Origin of the sequence: Nosocomiicoccus sp. HMSC059G07 (assembly GCF_001815515.1) — a bacterium.
Taxonomy (GTDB): Bacteria; Bacillota; Bacilli; order Staphylococcales; family Salinicoccaceae; genus Nosocomiicoccus; species Nosocomiicoccus ampullae_A.
In genome coordinates this window covers 3,466-24,864 of the sequence record NZ_KV820801.1, presented here as the reverse complement: position 1 = coordinate 24,864, position 21,399 = coordinate 3,466, and the positions used below count along the sequence as shown (strand labels likewise).

Annotated in this window: 18 protein-coding genes and 1 pseudogene; 3 read left to right on the top strand and 16 right to left on the bottom strand. The window is 35.0% G+C overall.

The annotated features are described in order from the left end of the window. Positions 1–184: 184 nt before the first annotated feature. The 5 genes from copZ to HMPREF3029_RS02865 form a co-directional block, all read right to left on the bottom strand. Positions 185–385, bottom strand: a complete 201-nt coding sequence (gene copZ / locus HMPREF3029_RS02885; RefSeq protein WP_083314960.1) for a copper chaperone CopZ — start codon at positions 383–385, stop codon at positions 185–187. Positions 386–398: 13 nt separating this feature from the next. After that, positions 399–2,768 carry a heavy metal translocating P-type ATPase gene (locus HMPREF3029_RS02880; protein ID WP_070458610.1) on the bottom strand — a complete coding sequence of 790 codons (2,370 nt, stop codon included), beginning with the start codon at positions 2,766–2,768 and terminating at the stop codon, positions 399–401. A gap of 4 nt (positions 2,769–2,772) precedes the next feature. Next, the gene (locus HMPREF3029_RS02875; protein WP_070709628.1) at positions 2,773–3,066 is read right to left on the bottom strand and encodes a metal-sensing transcriptional repressor; all 294 of its coding nucleotides are present in this window, start codon (positions 3,064–3,066) and stop codon (positions 2,773–2,775) included. Between the two features lie 111 nt (positions 3,067–3,177). Further along, positions 3,178–4,452 (bottom strand): anthrax toxin lethal factor-related metalloendopeptidase, encoded by a 1,275-nt coding sequence (locus HMPREF3029_RS02870; RefSeq protein ID WP_070709626.1) that lies wholly within the window; start codon positions 4,450–4,452, stop codon positions 3,178–3,180. 105 nt (positions 4,453–4,557) lie between these two features. Further along, the gene (locus tag HMPREF3029_RS02865) at positions 4,558–6,171 is read right to left on the bottom strand and encodes a BCCT family transporter (RefSeq protein ID WP_371327363.1); all 1,614 of its coding nucleotides are present in this window, start codon (positions 6,169–6,171) and stop codon (positions 4,558–4,560) included. A 173-nt stretch (positions 6,172–6,344) separates the two neighbouring features. On the opposite strand from HMPREF3029_RS02865, the gene HMPREF3029_RS02860 reads away from it, so the two are divergent. Beyond that, on the top strand, positions 6,345–6,773 hold the full coding sequence (locus HMPREF3029_RS02860; RefSeq protein ID WP_040928576.1) for an acyl-CoA thioesterase: 429 nt from the start codon (positions 6,345–6,347) through the stop codon (positions 6,771–6,773). 49 nt (positions 6,774–6,822) lie between these two features. On the opposite strand, the gene HMPREF3029_RS09090 is transcribed toward HMPREF3029_RS02860, so the two are convergent. The 7 genes from HMPREF3029_RS09090 to HMPREF3029_RS02830 form a co-directional block, all read right to left on the bottom strand. Beyond that, the gene (locus HMPREF3029_RS09090) at positions 6,823–7,290 is read right to left on the bottom strand and encodes a DUF1307 domain-containing protein (RefSeq protein WP_168165493.1); all 468 of its coding nucleotides are present in this window, start codon (positions 7,288–7,290) and stop codon (positions 6,823–6,825) included. Between the two features lie 97 nt (positions 7,291–7,387). Beyond that, the gene (locus HMPREF3029_RS02850; RefSeq protein ID WP_068130134.1) at positions 7,388–7,855 is read right to left on the bottom strand and encodes a DUF1307 domain-containing protein; all 468 of its coding nucleotides are present in this window, start codon (positions 7,853–7,855) and stop codon (positions 7,388–7,390) included. Positions 7,856–7,955: 100 nt separating this feature from the next. Continuing rightward, entirely contained in the window at positions 7,956–9,086 is a 1,131-nt protein-coding gene (locus tag HMPREF3029_RS02845; RefSeq protein WP_070709622.1) for a hypothetical protein, read from the bottom strand. A gap of 108 nt (positions 9,087–9,194) precedes the next feature. Continuing rightward, positions 9,195–10,013, bottom strand: coding sequence for a metallophosphoesterase (locus HMPREF3029_RS02840; RefSeq protein ID WP_070709620.1), 819 nt, complete (start codon positions 10,011–10,013; stop codon positions 9,195–9,197). 104 nt (positions 10,014–10,117) lie between these two features. Further along, positions 10,118–10,336, bottom strand: coding sequence for a DUF4357 domain-containing protein (locus tag HMPREF3029_RS09540; RefSeq protein ID WP_210400774.1), 219 nt, complete (start codon positions 10,334–10,336; stop codon positions 10,118–10,120). Between the two features lie 16 nt (positions 10,337–10,352). Continuing rightward, positions 10,353–10,805 carry a GIY-YIG nuclease family protein gene (locus HMPREF3029_RS09535; protein ID WP_210400773.1) on the bottom strand — a complete coding sequence of 151 codons (453 nt, stop codon included), beginning with the start codon at positions 10,803–10,805 and terminating at the stop codon, positions 10,353–10,355. A 3-nt stretch (positions 10,806–10,808) separates the two neighbouring features. After that, positions 10,809–13,862: a type I restriction endonuclease subunit R gene (locus HMPREF3029_RS02830; RefSeq protein WP_070709617.1), complete on the bottom strand. Its 3,054-nt coding sequence runs from the start codon at positions 13,860–13,862 to the stop codon at positions 10,809–10,811. Between the two features lie 150 nt (positions 13,863–14,012). Here HMPREF3029_RS02830 and HMPREF3029_RS02825 point away from each other — a divergent pair, with 150 nt between their 5' ends. Further along, positions 14,013–15,197: a restriction endonuclease subunit S gene (locus HMPREF3029_RS02825; protein ID WP_083314958.1), complete on the top strand. Its 1,185-nt coding sequence runs from the start codon at positions 14,013–14,015 to the stop codon at positions 15,195–15,197. A 32-nt stretch (positions 15,198–15,229) separates the two neighbouring features. Here the strand turns inward: HMPREF3029_RS02825 and HMPREF3029_RS02820 are convergent, their stop codons facing one another. From HMPREF3029_RS02820 to HMPREF3029_RS02810, 3 genes are read right to left on the bottom strand one after another with little or no spacing between them, the layout of a single operon-like run. Then, entirely contained in the window at positions 15,230–16,159 is a 930-nt protein-coding gene (locus HMPREF3029_RS02820) for a site-specific integrase (protein ID WP_070709615.1), read from the bottom strand. A 54-nt stretch (positions 16,160–16,213) separates the two neighbouring features. Further along, positions 16,214–17,449 (bottom strand): restriction endonuclease subunit S, encoded by a 1,236-nt coding sequence (locus tag HMPREF3029_RS02815; RefSeq protein WP_070709612.1) that lies wholly within the window; start codon positions 17,447–17,449, stop codon positions 16,214–16,216. Then, a complete protein-coding gene (locus HMPREF3029_RS02810) occupies positions 17,449–19,041 on the bottom strand; it encodes a type I restriction-modification system subunit M (RefSeq protein ID WP_070709610.1) in 1,593 nt (530 codons plus the stop codon). The genes HMPREF3029_RS02815 and HMPREF3029_RS02810 overlap by 1 nt, the downstream gene beginning before the upstream one ends. A 376-nt stretch (positions 19,042–19,417) precedes the next feature. On the opposite strand from HMPREF3029_RS02810, the pseudogene HMPREF3029_RS02805 reads away from it, so the two are divergent. After that, positions 19,418–20,266: pseudogene (locus tag HMPREF3029_RS02805) on the top strand (Abi family protein); the annotation flags it as partial. Positions 20,267–20,680: 414 nt separating this feature from the next. Here the strand turns inward: HMPREF3029_RS02805 and HMPREF3029_RS02800 are convergent. Then, positions 20,681–20,926, bottom strand: coding sequence for a cytoplasmic protein (locus HMPREF3029_RS02800; RefSeq protein WP_068129410.1), 246 nt, complete (start codon positions 20,924–20,926; stop codon positions 20,681–20,683). Between the last annotated feature and the right edge of the window lie 473 nt (positions 20,927–21,399).

The following is a 21,399-nucleotide window of genomic DNA, read 5'->3' as shown; positions in this document are numbered from 1 at the left end:
ATCAATATATCTAACAGATTCGACTATTTTTTGTTAATAAAATCGGTCAGACAGTCTATTTTTATTTCTTATAAGAATTAAAACCTCGTCCATCTTTACATAACGAACGCACTCTAATCTCTTCCACCGACTCTTCGCATAAAAAGACCCCCGCATCACCGAGTGATGCGAGGGGTATACTCAATTACACAACGTCGTAGCCTTGATCTTCGATTGCTTCTGACATTGCTTCTTTCGTAACACTGTCTTCATGTTTGACTGTAACGTCGCCGTTTTCTAAGTCAACTGTTGCTGATTGTACACCATCTAAATTGTTTAATGCTGTTTCTACAGACTGTTTACAATGACCACATGTCATACCTTCGACTTTAATAATTGATTCCATTATATAATCACTCCTATAATTTTACACGTTTTAATCGTAATGCATTTGATACTACACTCACTGAACTAAATGCCATCGCAGCTCCAGCAACCCATGGTGCTAAAAGTCCTAAGGCTGCGATTGGTATTCCGAGTGTATTATAGAAAAACGCCCAGAATAAGTTTTGCTTAATATTACGTATAGTTTTATGGCTCAGTGAAATTGCTTTATGAATGAGTGTTAAGTCTTCACCGAGTATTGTTAAGTCCGCTGCTTCAATCGCAACGTCAGTCCCTGTTCCAATCGCAATACCAATGTCAGCGAGTGCTAAAGCTGGCGCGTCGTTTACACCGTCACCAACCATCCCTACTACTTTACCCGAATTTTGGTATTTTTTAACAACTTCTGCTTTTTCCTCTGGTAAAACTTCTGCAATGACTGTATCAATTCCAACAGTTCTTGCGATTGCTTCTGCAGTACGTTTATTGTCTCCAGTTAGCATGACGACCTCTAATCCGTCTTCATGGAGTAATTTTACCGCTTCTTTTGCAGTATCTTTTACAGTATCTAGTACAGCAATCGTTCCCTTATATTCTCCGTTTACTGCAACAATCATCGCTGTTTTACCGTCATATTCATAGACTTCCATATCATCTGCTGCTGATAAATTAACCGCTCGATCACGCATTAGTTTTCTCGTACCAACTAACACTTCTTTACTTTCAATCGTCGCTTCAATACCATGACCTGGTATTGCTTTAAAATCGTCGACAGATAATAATTCGAGTCCTTCACTTTTAGCGTATTTAACAATTGCATTTGCGAGCGGGTGCTCGGAATGATTCTCTGCACTTGCGAGCAATTGTAATGTCTCATCACTACCAGTATAATCCGTTACTTCTGGTGTGCCGTTCGTGATTGTACCTGTCTTATCTAAAATGATGGTGTCGAGTTGGTGAGTTTTCTCTAAGTGTTCTCCACCTTTAAAGAGAATTCCTTGCTCTGCACCTTTACCCGTACCAACCATAATTGACGTTGGTGTTGCGAGTCCTAACGCACATGGACATGCGATAACTAATACTGACACACTCGCAACAAGTGCTGGTTCAACTTTTCCTGTAATTAAATACCAAAGGATAAATGTCACAATTCCAATTCCAATAACGATTGGCACAAAGTAGTTTGAAATAACGTCTGCCATACGCTGAATAGGTGCTTTCACACCTTGTGCATCTTCAACGATTTTTACGATAGATTGAAGTGCAGTATCTTTACCTACTCTCGTCGCGCGCATTTCTAATGTACCGTTTTCGTTTACAGTCGATCCGATTAACTCGTCACCTTTATTTTTTTCGACTGGAATAGATTCACCTGTTAACATTGACTCATCGATTGATGAATTTCCTTTTAATACAATACCATCTACCGGTATCTTTTCACCAGGTTTAATCATTAATATATCGTCAACAACAACTTCTTCAACAGGAATCATTACTTCTTTTCCGTCACGAATAACTCTTGCTTCTCGCGCTTGCATATCAAGAAGTTTTGAAATTGCACTAGACGTTTCGGATTTTGCACGCGCTTCTAAATATTTACCGAATAAGATTAATGTAATAATAACTGCTGACGCTTCAAAATATAAATGTGGTTCTGTACCAAATTTCATCCATTTATACGTCTCATATAAACTGAATAAGAATGCTGCACTTGTACCCATAACGACGAGTACGTCCATATTCGCGTTAAATGTTTTTAAATTTTTATAGGCACTCTTATAAAATTGCCAACCAATTATAAATTGTACGGGTGCCGCGAATGCAAGTTGAAACCAAGGATTCATGAAAATTGCTGGTAAATGAACACCAAGTAAGTGATCGAGCATCGTCAGTAAAAGTGGTGCCGAAAGAATCGCGCTAATAATGACTTTTCGTTTTAACTTTTCAGTTGCTTCATCTTTTTTAGTAGCACTGTCTGTGTCATCTTCTACTGTTTCAGCATCATATCCAATTTTTTGGATACGTTTAATAATGTCATACTCTGATAATTCTTGTTCGTTATATGTTACTGTCGCTTTTTCTGTCGTTAAGTTAACAGTCGCTGTTTCGACACTATCCATTTTGTTTAGTACTTTTTCGATTCGAGATGAACAAGACGCACACGTCATACCTGTAATATTAAACTCTGACGTCTTCATTTGAACGTCGTATCCAAGGTTTTTAATTTTATCTTTTACGTCTTTGGTCGATAACTTGTCATTATCATATTTAACTGTCGCGAGTTCAGTCGCGAGGTTCACTTGTGCATCTACGCCGTCCATTTTATTTAGTACTTTTTCAATACGTGAAGAACACGCACTACACGTCATGCCTGTAATTTTGAGTGTTTCTTTTTTCTCACTCATTCACTCACCTACTTTTTGAAAATTGTTTTAAAATACGCATTAACTCTTCGATATATTCGTCACCTTCACCTGTTTGAATTGCATCTGTTACGCAGTGTTTCATATGGCGCTCGGTTACTTCTAATCCAACATTATGAAGTGCGGATTCGATCGCACGAAGTTGAATTAAAATATCCATACAATATCTATCATCTTCGACCATTTTCTCAACACCTCTTACTTGCCCTTCAATTCTTTTTAAGCGATTAAGAAGTTTCGTTTTTTCTTCATCTGGTCGAATTGTTTTCTCTCTTTCCACGTCGTCACCTCTTTATCATTTACAATTCTATTATATACCCTATATGGGTATATTTCAAGTCGATGAAATACCTCCACAAATAAAAAACAGTTACGAAAATCGTAACTGTTTTTAATCTTCTTCTCGACCTGAATAATATAAATAAACGATTGCTAATAAAATAAGCACGACTGAGACGCTTAAAATTACGATCCACGTCATATGTTTTGGCATTGTTTTGACGTGGGACGTTTCACTTGTAAACGTGTTTTCTTCACCTTGAATATTTTTCTCCATAATTCTTGGCTGGAAGATTTGATATGCGTCACTTAAGTTAGCCGTCGCATCGTCGACTTCTTCTTGCGAAATATCTTCATTTACTATGCGCTGTAAAATACTCGCCGCTTCTTTTTTCGCTTCTCTTAACTCTGGTGTGATATTACTCTCAGGCACTTTTCCAACTTCAACGAGTAACGCACTCAAACGGTCTGTCTCGACGTTTGCTTTTGCGGTCGTATAAATCGATTCGACGTACGTTTTGTCGATGACGTTATCGTTTTTATCACGTACTTCAACAGCCACCTCGTAAAGCGTGCTCGGCTCAAGTCCATCGACGACTGCTGTTAAATCTTGTGTCCTGTGAACGACAGAACCATTAACAATCACGTTATAATATTCTCCACTATAATCATCCCATGATAATGAAAAACCATCGCTTTTTACGTCAGTAATCGTAAACACTTTACGGTGCATATTTTCTAAAAATGCTGCCGTTTTTGGAGCGCGTGATGATAGTATATTACGCGTATCTTGACTTAAATAATAATACGCAAAACTTTCTGCAAAATACTCTTCGACGTATTTAAAATACGGTTGCCCTGGGAACATTTTTTCATATTCTTCAGCATGAATTTGAACGAATTCATCTTCTTTAGATATCGTCGTTCCGTCGACTAAAAAGCTGTCGACGATATGTCCAAACTCGTGTAATTCTAAATTCACGTCACCGTGATTATTTTTAATTCCAGGTTCACTCGCTCCGACTCTTACATACGACTGGAATCCTCCGAGCCCTGGTATGTTATCCCACGTATCAGTATGTCCGCGTGGTACGACACCTTTTAAATTACTAAACTCCGGGAACTCCGTCATCGGTAAATCCGATAGTATTATCGTGACACCACTCTGAGATACGTTTTCTAAAATACGCTGGTCAATTCGATTTAATCGACTGATGATGTTATTTACATGTGTTTCATTTTCTTCACTATTTTCACTTAATCGTACATCGATCATATCCATTAAGTACGGGCTGACCGACGTTTCATTTGCGACTGCTGTCATCGGTGACAGTAGCACAGCCGGTATGAGTAAAAAAGATAGCAAAATCTTTTTAATCGTACGCATTGCCTCACTCCTAGTTACGTCAATAGTACCATAACTACTTCAAGTCATCACTGGTGGTGTGTAAATTTTGACAAAGAAAAAAGAACCACCGTATGGTGATTCCTTTTATATACCTTTTTGGTCGCTTGTTTCATCGATATAGTCTAATATATCTTGACTATGCTCTTGTGGCGTTCTTGATAGATACTCTTTCATCTGCTTCTCGTCTGGTCGAATTGTAAGACCGAGATATTTACGTTCGTTATTTGCATCTTTAAAGAACGCAATTACCATTAAAATTATGACGACACTAAACGGTAATGCGGCAATAATCGCAGCAGACTGAATCGCACTTAGTGCTTCTTCTCCCCCTGCAAGTAGTAATACAACTGCAATTGCAGATAAAGAAATACCCCATATGACTTTCATGATTGTAGATGGTTGTAATGAACCATTAGATGTCTGCATACCAAGAACGAATGTGGCTGAGTCTGCACTCGTTATAAAGAATACTGCAACTAGGAAAATCGCAATCACCGATAGTAACGTACCAAGTGGTAGTTTATCGAATATCGCAAATAGTTGCTCTTCTGGTGCAAGTTCTGCTATCCCTGGGAATTGTAATGCGATACTCATCCCTGTCGTGCCAAATACACTAAACCAAACAATCGCAATTAATGTTGGTACGAGCATAACTGCTAGGACGAATTCTCGAATTGTACGCCCTCGAGACACACGTGCAATAAATACACCTACGAATGGCGTCCAGCTTAACCACCAACCCCAGTAGTAAATCGTCCAGTCTTGCAACCATTGAGATTTCTGAGGGTTATTAAAACCTGAGTCTAAAGTTTGATACATAAATTCTTGTAAATAGACCCCCGTTGACGTAGTCATCATTGTGAAAATCGCAAGTGTAGGACCTACAATTAATACGATTAAAAATAAAATTCCTGCAAGCACCATATTAGTATTACTTAACAATTGAATCCCTTTAGATAATCCTGTATATGCACTGAGTAAAAAGAGAATTGTAACAACAATAATAATGATAAGTTGAATGGAGAATCCGTTTGGAATTCCAAATAAGTACGTGAGTCCCCCATTAATTTGAAGTGTACCGACACCAAGAGAGACCGCAACACCAACAACTGTGGCGAATACTGCGAGAACATCGATGATCGTTCCGAGCCATCCATCCACCTTATCTCCAAAGATTGGACGTAATGTTTTAGAGATTAGACCATTCTCCTCTTTACGAAATGCTGCATAAGCTAATGCAAGCGCAACTACTCCGTACGCTGCCCAAGCGTGAATCCCCCAGTGCATGATCGTCGCACGCATTGCTTCGAGTGCTTGATCTTTTCCACCTTCACCAGTTGAAGGATTCACCATGTGACTAATTGGTTCAGACGCACCATAGAACACTAAACCAATTCCCATTCCTGCACTAAATAACATCGCTAACCAAGAAATCGTCCTGAATTCTGGCTTTTCATCGGGCTTACCGAGCTTTAATTTTCCGATAGGACTGAGCGATAAAAAGATACAGAAAAAGATAAATCCTGTCATAATAATCATATAGTACCAGCCGAGATTGACTGAAATTGCATTCGCTATTTTTCCAGCAATATTTCCAAACTCCTTTGGGAAAAATACACCTATCAATACAAGCAGAAGGACGACTACTACAGAGACTTTAAATACATTTGTTAACCGTTTGCCTTCATTATCCGTCAAAATTTTCTCTCCTTTTGTAATTTTATAACATACTATTATAAGACATTTAACATCTAGTGAGTCAAGAAGAACTCTTATTTTATTCTTTTTTAAAGCATCACACCTTACATTTCGATATGATAATATTATAAATATCCAAATTTATTTTTATAACCGAAAAGAGGTCAACACATATGGCATACGTTGCTGAAACTGAAATCCAATTATTATATGCAGATACGGACATGATGGGTGTCATGTACCATGGAAATTATATAAAATGGCTAGAGCTTGGGAGAATTCAACTCATTGAAGATCTCGGGTTTAGTTATGTTGAAATGGAAAAAGAAGGATTCGTCGCACCGATTCACAACGTCAATATTACGTACAAAAATCCGATTATATATGGCGACCGTGCATTTGTACGCACGTGGGTAGAAAAGAACACCGGAATTCGCGTAACGTACGGATTCGAAATCGTCAATGAAGCACGTGAAACGTGTGCGGACGGTGAAGTGACATGTATCGTCGGTAAAAAGACAGAAACTGGTTTTCGTCCAGTAAACTTTAAAAAGGCGTACCCAGAATGGTTTAACAAGTACGAAGAAATAAAAGTAAAATAATAAAAAACATTAAAAAACACGTGCGTCTCTATGGTGGGACACACGTGTTTTATTCTTCTAGCGTTAAACCATTTCGCTCGAAAATGAATTTATGCTTATTAAAACTAATTTTCCCGTCACTCATTTCAGCGCGTTCATTTACGATACCCTCTTTAATAAGTGCGCGGAGTTTTTTATCATCATAAAGGATGACCATCTTTTGAGTGATTGTATCATCACCATTCACTGTAAAGTCAAACTTCACAGTCCCTCGTGGTAATTTTTCATATTTTTCTTTTAGTTTTTGTTTTTCATCTTGTAAAGACTCTCTCGCGTCTTTTTTTGTGTCATAACCCCAATACTTTAAAGGAGCTGTCGTTTCGTACACTTCTTTTGCCACCTCATTATTTTTGTGGGTGACGGTCACCGTACGATTGTACTCTTCAAACGTTCCAGTAAATACGGACTTTTTTGTAGACACACATGCAGTGAGCACGAGCACTAGAGCGAGCAAAGTGATTATTTTAATAATTTTCAATATAAGCACATACCTTTTAACATTGTATGTGTTATATCGTAACAAATTTTCTTATATACGAACAGCTATAGCACTGTTTATAAACACACACAATCGATTATTCCTGTTCTTTTAGACCGTCTGCTTCGTATTGTTCTTTCGTTTCTTTAAAACTTACTGTTGACGCTGATTTATCACCATCAAGGAAACCAACTTCGATTAATCCTTGAACATTTTCAGGTGTTGTATAATCTAAGTCAAATGTCATGATGATTGCTTGTTTTTCTTCATCGACTTCGACATTCACTTTAACAGCTCCGTCGGGTGCGTTACTTGCAAGTCTTTCATATGTTTCTCTTTGAACCTCTGCTGCTTCTTTTGCTTCATCGTCATTTTCGATACCGCCTGCTTCATAAGACAACTCATATACGAGATGCTCTGACTGTATATCGTCACCTTCAACGACTACTGTTGACTGAACGTCCATGTCGTCAATCGTCCCTGTAAACACGTGTTCTGATGGACCTTTATTACATGCAACAAGTACTATAACCATTAAAGATAATAGTATCGTTCTTAGTTTCATTATTAAAATCTCCCTTTTTCATTTCTATCTATTATACGATAAAATATTATGTATTAGAATAAGTCCAGAAGAACTTATCCTTTTTCAGTATTACCGCATCTTATTTTACTTCTTTCAAGCCACCCGATTTACTAAGAGTTTCTACTGTTTGTGAATGGCTTACAAAATCTGTACCATTGTAACCTGCCGTTACTACATTCGCATCTGCTAATGCTTTAACATTTTCAGGAGAATCGTAGTTTACGATGTGGAAAACTTTTATCATTTCACTTTCTTCATCGTTAACAATTTCAACACTTGCTATATCCTTAGGAACTCCGTTTAATGCTTTTTCAAACTCTTTACTCTTTTCTTCTATCAATTGTTCTGCATCTTTTTTATTTTCAACATTTATATCTTTGTATGCAACTTCAGACATCTGTACTTCATAGAGTATTTGATCTTTCTCAGTATCTACGACATACATTTTATAAAAATCTTCTACATCATTACTTGCTTCATAATAATACTTGTCGTATTTCTCAACATCTTTTTTATCAGCAACGAGTAGTACTTTTTCGTCTAGCGCTTTTTTATCTATGTTAGAATTTGAAGCAGAATCATCTTCAATCACTCCAAGCTCTTTTAATGACTCGATGAATGACTCATAGCTGACAGTTTCTTCTGTTCCATTACCCTCAACGATATCATACGCTATAAATGTTTGGACGTTCTCTGGGTCAGAGTAGTTATAGAACTTATCATACTTTAAAGCTTTTTCGTCTGGAAGGTTTTCTGCAGTCACTTTTGCGACGTCATCCGGAAGGTCTGATAGTAATTGATCATGATAGGCATTTTCTTGATCAACAAGTTGATTGGCTTCTTCTTCATTTTTTAAGTCATAGTATTCATACGGGATTTTTTCAACTTGATGTAGAGTTAAAAGAATATCATTTTCTTTGTCTGCAGTAATCTCAATATCTACTTCAATACCATCAACGACATTTGAGTAGTGTTCTGTCGTCACTTCACCTTTAGTAGCGTCTTTTTGTAGCGTATCTGTTTGATTACTTGTATTTTCTTTTGCATTATCTTTTTTTGTTTCATTTTCTTTTGACGTATTTTCTTGAGTCGTTTCTTCAGTTTTTTCATCTTTTTTAGCTGAAGTATCTTCGACTTTGTCATCGGTCGGTGACTGACATGCAGTTAACATCACTATAGCAGCAGATAAAAATAATAGCTTCGCTTTCATGATTACTTACCTCTTTCTAAAATACTCAAAATTTTAAGCGTTTTTATTTTTTACAAATCGAATAAGCGAGTTTACACACTCTTTAAAAGAAAATAGTCCTCCTCTGTCCTAGATTTGAATGACATACATCGCATCACGTATCTCTTTTGTGATTACTTTCGTTCTCCATTCTCTTCTATAACCGAGACACGCACATATAAATGTGACGCCATTCTCTATAAAGTTATGACGAAAATGAATATGGCCTGAAACGCTATATTGAATATCATATTCATTATAAAAATCATCATATTTTGTTGTACCCATAAATGCATTATAATAATCGAATATTTTATGAGGCATCGGCACACGGAACTTTTTATTTGTTGCAACATGTGTAACGAGGATGATTTTTTTATCTTTCACTTTTTCGAGATCTTTCTTTGTAAGTTCTGCAAAAAATTTTGTAACATCAACATCTGAGATTTTAAAATCAATATTAAACTTATCTTGCCAATGACCGCCCTTAAACGTGCGACGCTCTAGCTCTTCATAAGAAAACCTCTCGCTCGCAAACGAATAATCATACCACGCAGGATTCCCGACAATTGCCCACTCGTCGTTAATGATATAGGGATTTTCTAAAAGAGAATTTGGCTGATTCTTAAAGTAATCATAAATCTCCCACGACGACTTATCATCTCCACTTGCATTCCAAAAATCATGATTCCCGGGGATAAAAAGCACCTTCACACCCGTCATATCTTCAACTGCTTGAGTGAATCGTTGTGATTCTTTATGATCATTTGAAATATCTCCGGCGATAACGAGTAAATCGAGCGCAAGACGGCGCACCTCATTCGAAACCTCACGCAAAAACGTCGATTCGTTTATTTCATCATTATGATATCTATCAACATGTAAATCAGAAATTACACCAATTTTCATAAACATCTACTCCAAAACATTTGTATAGAAATAGTGTAGCAAAGAAGTGCTATAAAATTACAGAAATGAAAAAGAAGCTAACTGGATGTTAGCTTCTGAATATATTATTTTTTAGTTCTAAATATATCTAATGGTTTTCCATCACGGGTTTTCCATTCCATCCAGCCGTTATTTTGGTTGCCGATAATTACAAAGCCTGCTGTTGATGGTGACGTACAAATGACATCTTCTTGTAAAATATTATCAACAATATGCGCGAGTCTTCTTGTTTCATTTAAATGTGAAGTATCTCCATCCGGAGCACAAAGGCTTCCTTTTAACACTGTAAAGACACCATCTTCAACACGAGCTATGCCCCCTTACTTCACCGAATCCTCTTACTCTTCTATTTAATACGTATTCACCATCAGGGATAAGTGAAGTGTCTCTTTTCATTTCTACTTCTTTAGTTGCATCATCAAATGTCTCTTCTTTAGACTTTTCTTTAGGAAATACTTGTCTTCCTTCAAATGATGAAAGTAATTGAATGACTAGATCAATATCTAAAGCATAAAGTTCTGAATTAGAAACTTTACTCTTTTTAAAAATATCATCTAATAGTACTTCTTTTGCATGATAATCTTCAACTTCAATGGCGAACTTTCTATCTAAAGCTACGACGTTAAAATATCCATTCCGCTCGAGAAAGTTCATACGATTTTCAAAGTTATCAACGCCTGTCTTACCTATTTTGACTAGACCTGGGACAGCTGTCGACATAACGTAAATAACCCCTTTATCGATTACACTCACTCCTTACCTCTCATACAGTGGCGCGATTTCCTTTGCATACGTATCTTTTAAATTTTCTTTGATGACTTTTCGATATCTAAATCGTTTTGCAGCATCATCATTACGCGCTTTATACGTCTGATAATCCCCTGAGTCTATTAGATCTCTTTCGCCGATTTGATTATCTGAAGATGCTCTAAAGTTATCGACGACAAACATTAAATCATTTTCATTGAGCGCGTATTTATACGCAAATTCTTTGACGACTGTTTCTTTCTCTTGTTCTTTCAGTTGTTCAAATAGAATCATGACATCATCTTTATTATACTTCTCTGGATTTTGCTTAATATTTTTCCAAAGTTTTTCTACGAGATGTCCTAATTTTTCGTTCGACTGTATTAAATCTGAAATGTAAGATTCAATCTCTGATTGCTTTGTCTCTACACGTTCTTCTGGCTCATCATGATTCACACGACTTTCCATTACACTTTGAATAAGCCCTAATATATATTCATGATTGACTGTATCTTTTGAAACTGAATTTATTTCGTATGCAATGTCGATGATGATATCGTCGTCTTCATCGTCTTCACCTGATTCTGCCTTAATTTCCTCGATTATGTTATTATATTTCGCAGTATAGTCTTCCAGCTTCTCATTCGTAATTCCAAATTGTTCAGCAATTTCTTCAGTGTAATCAGAGTATACTTGAAGCTCTTGGAACTTCTTATCAAACGCTTGGAATGCTTTTGCAAACATCTTCTTACTCGTAATCTCTGTTAATAAATCGATACTTTCTAGATTCGGTGCAATATGCATTAATTCATCGAACGCTTCTTTAAAACTATCAAACGCCTCTTCCCATTTCGGTGCTTGTACAAATGATTCTCCACCGTTTGAATATAAGAAAAGCGCTTCTTTTACCTTTTCTTCAAAAGTATATGGCGTTCTAAACGTCATAATTTGACCGTACTTTTTACCTTCATCATATAATCGATTCGTTCTAGAAAAAGCTTGTATTAAATGATGCGGTGGCATCGGATAACGATCCATAAATAGAATAGCTAAACTCGGTGCATCAAATCCTGTTAATAATCTGTCTACAACAATGACTAAGTCTAACTGCTCTTCTCTGAACTTATACTTGTCTTGTTTTCTTGCAAGACGATGGTTTACGTCTCTGTTATACGCACCAATTTGGTCTAATGTGAAGTTCGTTCCAAACATTTCGTTATAGTCCTCCATCGATTCTTTCATGTACTCTTGATTTTTAAACGAGTGCTCCTCGTTTTCTGAAATAGAATACGTAATCGCAACTTTCGGGAAATCTGGAAGTCGTTTCTTCACTTGTTCTGAAATTTTAACTTCGGATTCATCGTTGATCACTTTTCTAAATAAACGATAATAATCTTGAGCACTCGCAATCGATGAAGTGGTTAATATCGCACTATATTGTTTTCCAATCTCATTATGCATGCCAAATTTATGACGCGATTTATTAACAATTTGGTCGATAACTGTTAATTTATGACCGATTGTTTCAAATGCTTCTTTTTTAATTAGTTTTTCTTGTTCTACTGGTTCTAAATCATCAAAGTCCGTAATAGTACCGTTATATTGTCGATCCACATGATCTCTTAATTCGTCTTCTGTAAATGTACTCTTATATTCAATTTGAAAACCGAGTACTGCCTTATCATGAATCGCTTCTTTTACAGTATATTTGTGCAGACAATCTCCATACTGCTCTTCTGTTGTACGTGGAAGATCGGCAAATACTTCTTTAGCATTCTCTTCAAATATTGGCGTTCCAGTGAATCCATACCATAATGATTCTCTAAAAAACTTCTCGATTTCCATTTGTCTTTTCGGTGATATTGCACGATGGCACTCATCCACAACAAATGCGAGTTTCTTACCTCGAATCGATTTCCACTTTGGACTATCTTCATTACCTTCATAACGACGCATAACGTGATTTAATTTTTGAATCGTCGTAACGATGACGGTCTTATCTTTCGAATATAATTTTTTAATTAAATCATTTACGTTATCCGTATCATCAATCGACACAACGTCAGTTGCTGAATAAGATTTAAACGAGTCTCCCGTTTGCTGATCTAAGTCCACACGGTCAACGATGAATATCGTTTTTTCAATGCTATTCATAAGTAATAAGTTTCTCGCGACTTTATATGACGTTAATGTTTTACCAGAACCTGTCGTATGCCATACATAGCCTGATTTATGTAGCTTAGAAGCATCTTGAACCGCTTCAATCGCGTGAATTTGATACGGTCTTAGTAAAATAATCGAACGTCTCTCACTATCTAATACAGAATATTGTCCGACCATTTTATGTGCCTGTGGAATAGATAGTACATCTTTCGCAAAGTCTAAGTAGTTATTCACTGGTTTATTATTCTCATCCACCCAGCGTGTTAAAAACTTAGAGTTCAATTTCCCTTTTTGGGCTGCCGCAATATAGCGCGTATCAACACCGTTTGTCACAACAAACATTTGAATCGAAGAAAATATTCCCTTAAACTTACCTTCACCAGAATACTTATCAATTTGTCTAAATGCATCCATATAAGACGTCGAACGATTTTTAAGTTCGATATGAATCATCGGTAACCCATTAATTAAAAGTGTAACATCAAAAATACGATTACGATCCGTACTACTCGTCTTACTCGCTTGATACTGTTTAATAATCTCATAAGAAGACGAACCACCTGCAATATCACGATTATTCATGACCATTAAACGAATCTCACCGACACGCGGATCATCACGAACGACACGCACATTCGCAATCCCATTTTCACCTGCTAAAAACTCAGCCGCACGGTAAAAGTTCGGGAAACTCAGTTCGTTCTTAACCTGCTCAAACTCCTTATCAGAAAGCGGCACATCATCTAAAACCGCTTTATTGTTCATATTCAACTTATGACGTAAATTCTCCCACAAATCATCCTCAGTCCGTAAATCATCACGATACGTCCACTGAGACACATTCTTAGTTAACTCTTCAATCAAACGACGCTCCATCGTCTCTTCAGCCGTAAACCTCATACACTCACTCCAAATAAAATACCTAGTGAGTATATTATACATTAGAAAGAACTTTAATTTACGCATATGAAGAGTAATAATAAAAAATTAGAGAGTAATAGTGTATTTCGAAATAACACATGATTTAGATATAGTTCATGTATGTCATGAGTGGAATGCGAGTTAATAATCGTAAAGTGCTTTATACGAACTTGGGAGCAGGAAAAGCTTAAAAATGTAGTTGAAAGAGTTACACGAAAAAATAATGGAAAAACTGATCTCCCTTTAACTATATCTGCTCAAGATGGACTTGTAGATCAGCGACACTATTTTAAAAGACAGGTAGCAAGTAAAAATATGGATAACTATATATTAATTAAAAAAGGAGAATATGCTTACAATAAAAGTTATTCTAAAGATTACCCTTTTGGTGCAATCAAAATGTTAAAAAAATACGATTATGGTGCATTATCTACGCTTTATATAGTATTTAAAACCACTAATATTTCTCAACGGTTTCTCGAATCATATTATGAATCACATTATTGGCATAAAGAAATAAACAAAATCGCAGCAGAAGGTGCGAGGAATCATGGTTTATTAAATTTATCTACGCAAGATTTTTTTAAAACTAATATTAAAATACCAAGCACATTAGAAGAGCAACTTAAAATAAGTAATATAGTTAATCAGTTAGACAGTTTAATTACTCTTCATAAGCGTAAAATACAAGTATTAAAAGATCAGAAGAATCTATTTTTAAATAAAATATTTATTTCACAACATGGTGATATTCAATTAAGATTTAAAGGGTTTACCGAACCTTGGGAGCAGCGAAAGTTAAAAGATATGTATGAAATTATAATGGGACAGTCACCATTATCCAAAAATTATACCGAAGATTATAAATACGACATTCTTGTACAAGGCAACGCTGATTTAAAAGATGGGAAAGTAATACCGAGGATATATACTAAGCAGGTTACAAAATTAGCAAAGCCTAACAGTATTATATTTACCGTAAGAGCACCTGTAGGACAGATTGCAATAAACACTAAAAAAGTTGTTATTGGTAGAGGTGTTTGTTCTATTGAGGGAGACAAGTTTCTTTACCATAAACTAGAGCAATTAAATAATATTAAGTATTGGAATAAATTCTCAACAGGCTCTACTTTTGATTCTATTAATAGTAATGACTTGAAAAATATGGTTTTACATATACCTAAGAATATTGAAGAGAAGAATAGAATCTCACATATTTTAGATATACTTGATTCTATGATTACTCTTCATAATGAAAAACTAAATAAACTTAAGTCTTTAAAAAAAGAATACTTAAATTATCTTTTTATTTAACTTAAAGTCCCAATTTTCATTGGGACTCTTTTTTATACTATAGTCGCTAAGAATTGCATCATTTTATGATTGTCTTTATTTTCTAATTCTCTAATAATGTGTAGATAGGTCTGTTGAGTTGTCGTTATGTTTGAGTGTCCGAGTCTTCTTGATACACTTGCAATTGATACACCTGCAAATAATAATAACGATGCATGGGTATGTCTAAGTCCATGTATTGAAATTACTGGTATTCCAGCATCCGTGCATTTTCTTTTTAGATAGTCATTAATTGTTGAGTTAAATATTCTTCGTCTAATGAACATTGGTCTATCTTTTGGTAAACCTATAGTTAAGTTCGAAAAATGCATACATGTTTGCCAATCTAGTTGTATTTTACGATTAGATGACTCATTCTTGGTTGGTATAAATCCACCTCTCTTATTTTTGTAGTTCCAAGATTTTGATATAGATAATGTTTGGTTTTTAAAGTCGAAATCATTTGGCGTAAGTGCCAGTGCTTCAGAAAATCGAAGTCCTGTTTTAGCAACAAGTAATATAAACCAATCTCTATTTATTACACTTTTAAGATCTAAAGTAGAAATAAGAGTTTGTAACTCACTTTGGTTTAAATACTTTTGTTTCTTATCACCTGGACTCTTCCCTTTAATTACTGCTTTTCTAGTTGGATCTCTTTCAATAAGTCCTTCGTCCACAGCATCTAAAATAGCAGCTTTAACTTGATGATGAAAATCCATTGTCGTTTGCTTTTCGTGTGTTAAAGCATAATCATTAATTAACTTTTGATACGTCATCCTATTTAGCTGAGATATCTTTAAATCAGGAGCTAACTCTTTAAGTCGACGATAGGTAATGTTGTACTTATTTAAAGTCACATCCCTGACTGCTCCAACTTTATAGAGTTCCACCCAATCCTTAAAATAACTGTGAAACAACCGGTTCTTACTTAATTTTCTAACCATAAAAAATAAACCTCCAAAATAGTTTTTAGAGGTTTAGTGTAAAGGTGTTTTTTATCAAATAAAAAGGTGTTCTAATAAATAAGCTTTAAAAGTCATAAGTTTTTTTACTTTATTATCAATGGAAACTTCATGTTGATCTAATTTTTTAAATAGATTACCGTATTTACTTTGAATCTCTTTGTTTGGAATATAAACTCTTATGTTTTCTATATCACTGCTATTGAATGAAGGTAAAGCACCTACTCTAGCGAATCGAGAAAAGCTTATGTTATTAATTAAAGTATAGATAAATTCAGAATCGAAGTTCTCTGCAATTTCTAGGGCCATTAGATTATTATCAATTAAAAAATTATTGAAAACTAATCTTTTCCTCTCCAAATAAATAGCAGCACCTACTTTTGCAAATATTATATATGAGTTTTTAGTTTCTATAACTTTCCACTTATTCTGTTGTACTTGGCTTTCAGTAACATAATTAGTGCTTTTTTGCATTACTTTATGGTTATCATTAATATTCATATCTGATACTTTAAAGAAAGGTATCCCCGTATTTCCACCTTGTTCTTTTTCAGGAAAACCTGTTCCAGATATAGTTTTTCCAATATCTCCTATAGTAAGAGATTGCCAAGGATTATTATCTTCTTTTAATCTAAGCTTGTTTTGCAAAATAGTGTTCTTGATAGACTGCTTATACTTTTGATAAAGCTCTAACTTTTTATTATGAAGAGTAAGTAATAAATCGAGTTTCTTTAAGAATTCTTTGACTTTTAGTTGTTCATACTTTTGAGGTAGGTTAAGTTCTACTTTCTCAAAATTTTGATAGGTTATATTTAGTAATCCATCCATTCTAGCACTTGAACTAACATACTTTCTTAGTTCTCTATCTAATTTTCTTGAAGAGAATAAGTACTCTAAAAATTTAGGTACTCCATCAATCATTTCAAAACTATGATAAACGCTTGGAACTAAAGCTTCTTTATGGGTGTTAAGCATATAAACTACACCATAAGGAGCAGCTTTTGAATTCCCTTTGTTGTATGATAGTTGTCCATATTTTAATTGAGTATAATTTTTCTGTTGATTACCTGCTATATTTTTTGAAAATCTATCTTTTTGATCAAGCCAGCCTTCACGAGCTGATATTGTCAGAGTTGGTAAACTCATATTACCGTCATTATCTCTAACTCGATTTGTAACTTCTAAAAGCTTACACTGCTCCCAATCGTTAGTGAATCCCTTGAATCTTAATTTTGGTGCTAATTTTAGTCTCTGCTCATCTTGTTTTTTCATTATTTGAACATCTCCCTTGTCGCCTCAATGATTTCTCTTGATTCATCTGTCACTTCTAACTCATCAAGCATTGCAAGGAATTCTTTTTCCGCTTCAGCGATTTCTTTATTTATCTCTTGCATTTCTTTTGATAATTCTTTTATATCGATTGGCTCTGGCTCTTCAAATGTATCGACGTATCTCGGGATGTTTAAGTTAAAGTCGTTTTCTTTTATTTCTTCAAATTCTGCTACGTAAGCATATTTGTCTACGAATTCTCTGTTTCTATATGTTTCTAGAATTTTTTCGATATTTTCTTCTGTTAAATGGTTCTGATTTCTCTTTTTCTCGAATTCCGCTGACGCATCTATGAATAGAACGTCACGGTTCGGACGGTCTTTTTTCAGGATTACGATTGTCGTTGGAATAGATGTGTTAAAGAATAGGTTCGAAGGTAATCCAATTACCGCGTCTATTGATCCATCTTCTAATAATTTTTTACGGATTGCTTCTTCTGCACTACCACGGAATAGTACACCGTGTGGGAGTACGATCGCCATCGTTCCTGTATCTTTTAAGTGATAAAATCCATGTAATAGGAATGCGAAATCCGCTTTAGATTTTGGTGCAAGTCGGCCGTATCTAGAATATCTGTTGTCCATTAAGAACCCTTTTTCTGCTGACCATTTTGCTGAATATGGTGGATTCATAAGGACCATGTCAAAGTTTGTTGGCTCTTCTGTCGGCCAGTCAGCGTCTAACGTATCTGCGTTATGTAGATGTTGCTGCTCGATTGGTACACCGTGTAAAATCATATTCATTCGTGCTAAGTTATATGTCGTATTGTTTAATTCTTGACCGAAATATGAGATTTTTCCTGGATGATTTGAATATTTTTTCGCGTTTAGCATTAAAGAACCCGACCCCATCGTTGGGTCATATACAGTAAGCCCTTCTTTATCTTCCTTACCTTCAATAGCGATACGAGTCATTAATTCTGATACAGGTTGAGGTGTATAGAACTCCCCTGCTTTTTTACCAGATTCAGACGCAAATTGTCCGATTAAGTATTCATAAGCATCACCAAGCACGTCACCAGCGTGACCTGTTAAGTTTAATGTAGACAGTTCTTTCATCACTGATGCGATTAATTCGTTTTTCTTATGATCTGTTGTTCCAAGTCGACGTGCATATAAATCAATGTCTTCAAACAGATCTTCAAATGCTTCAGATGACTGCTCGATATCTTTAAACCCTCTCGCTAGAGATTCTAATTCAAACGTACCATCGTTAATCTGTGACATTAGCTTTGTGAAAGTTAACTCAGGTTTAATCGTATATGAGAATGTATCTTGTACATCATATAATAAGTCTTCACGGTCTTCATCGTCACTGTAAATTTCCTCATAAATTTGCTGTGCTTCATTTAAATCTTGAGTTGGTGACTCCATTAATTCAGATATGTAATATAACATTTTGTCAGATAAGTATTTGTAGAAAACAAGGCCCAGCAAGTAATCTTTATATTCATTCGCATCCATTTTAGAACGCAATAAGTCTGCTGAATTCCATAATGTTTGGTACAACGTTTTTGTGCTAATTTTTTCTGTCATTGTTAGATCTCCCTATATTATATTTAAATAGTAAAATAGCCCCTCCTAAGCAATAGTCATATTTACTTAAGAAAGGCTAATAAACAAACGAAAACAAGTCAATTTTTAGTATAATATATTTAATTATGTCTAGATATAAAAAAAGCCCTGCCATAAATGACAAGGTCAGTCTGCTATCTATATTATATAATATAGATATAGTTTGTCAAATCTGGTTATTTTACTTTTACACTTTTTAGGTTAGGAGTGAGGTGTTGATTAAGCAAGACAAAGTCTTTAAAACTTATGCGCAACAATTAAAATTACTTAAGTCCAGAGGACTAGATGTTTTTCCGATTTATTATAATTTAAACATAATTAAAAGAGTAATTATTATAATTTAATCAATGGATATTCCGACTTGTTTTTATCAAACAAAAGTAAGGGAACCTATATAAAAGGTAGCTCTTTGCAAGAAATATACGCATTATATATGTTCGATAAAAGACTACGAAGTCTTTATCTTAATGAAGTTTTACGAATAGAAGAACTAGTTAAATCATCTATTGCTTATAATTTCTCTATGAATTTTGGTTATAAAGACTATGAATATTTACATAGGAATAACTTCACACCCTATAGTGATGGCATCAAAAATACAGATGTAAACTATTTAATCAGCAAACTAACAAATAATATTTGGAAATCTAAGAATGTACAACCATATATTAAACATTATAGAGAAGAACATAACTATGTACCGTTATGGGTCTTGGTTAATTCGATGACTTTTGGAGAAACAAGTAAGTTCTACTCACATATGAAACATCGTGAAAGAAAGTCTGTGTCAGATAATTTTGACCATAATCATCCTATATCACCGAAAAACTTTAATAATTATTTAAAGACATTAGGTATTTTTAGAAACATACTTGCTCATGACGAGAGATTCTATAACTTTAAGAAAAGAAATAGATATGGAAAACCCTATGTCATTAAGTTTGATGGGTATTTGAACTTAACTGAGATTGACTCTTCTGTTGCAAGTTTAACTTTTATTCTGAAATTATTATTAGAACCAAAAGATTTTAATACTTTTGCAGATCAACTTACGAAAGAATTTATGAACTTGAGCGAAGAATTAGTAACTATAGATTTCCAAGCAGTTTTAAATCAAATGGGATTCATATGTCCATCTTCAAACATCAATAATTTAGATGATATTGTACGTATATTAAAAATCTGACCTATTTTAGATTGATATTAGTTATAAAAATATTCGAGCGCCCTATCGTCGGCGAACTGAAATCTTCACCGTCGCGTACAGGGATATCGTCGGCGAGTTTTTAAAATACCGACGGTAAATCGAGTATCGTCGGTGAAAAAGTGGTTCCCTGAGAATTCGCCGACGATTCGATGATTCCCGTCGGTGAATAGAAATTTGGCCGACGATAAGTCTCATAGCGTCGGCGGGAAGTCTGTTTCACCGATGATTCGCGACGGACAATTGTTTTTCATCGAGTTATCAAGCATTGATCCTAATTTTTTCGATTTACTTTCACAAAATGAAATACCCGTTTAATGATATACGGCCCTCTACTTTTTCAAATAAAAAAGACGATAGAATTTTCATTTCTATCGTCTCGCATTATATTTTCGTTTAGAACCAGTGATTGTGCATTTTCTCTAATGATTCTTTTGTAAGTGGATATCCAACAGATTCTCCTATGACAGCGTCGATACCACAGTATGGACAAATGGCTGTCTTATCTCGATAATCTATGCTCCATTCAGTTATTTCTCTCGGTGAGAAGATACTAACACAATGGAAACATCCACATCGTTCTTCACTTTCTAGCATCGTTTTATTGGCAGTACTATACTTATGAGCGGTTATATGATCCATAATATCTCCTTACAGTACATAGTTTTTATTATTATATCACTAAGTTTAAACCTAGAGAAGGAAGACTTTTAGTCATTTCATTAAGGTTACTTCCAGAGATATCCTCTAGAATTTTTTTCATATCTACTGTAAAATTAAGTTGAGTCATTTGTATTCTCTCCCTGTTAATTTTTGTTGGTAACTAAATTATAACAGAGAATGCGATGGCTCTTTTTTCTATTTTACACAATTATATGAACGTAACTGGTTTCTCGAGAATTCGCCGACGATTCGATGATTCCCGGCGGTGAATAGAAATTTGGCCGACGATAAGTCTCATAGCGTCGGCTGGAAGTGCGTTTTACCGACGATTAGCGCCGGCCCGAGTTTTTTTATCAAATTATGATAGTATGACCCCCTATCGTCGGCGAACTGAGATCTTCACCGTCGCTAACAAGGTTATCGTCGGCGAGTTTTTAAAATACCGACGGTAA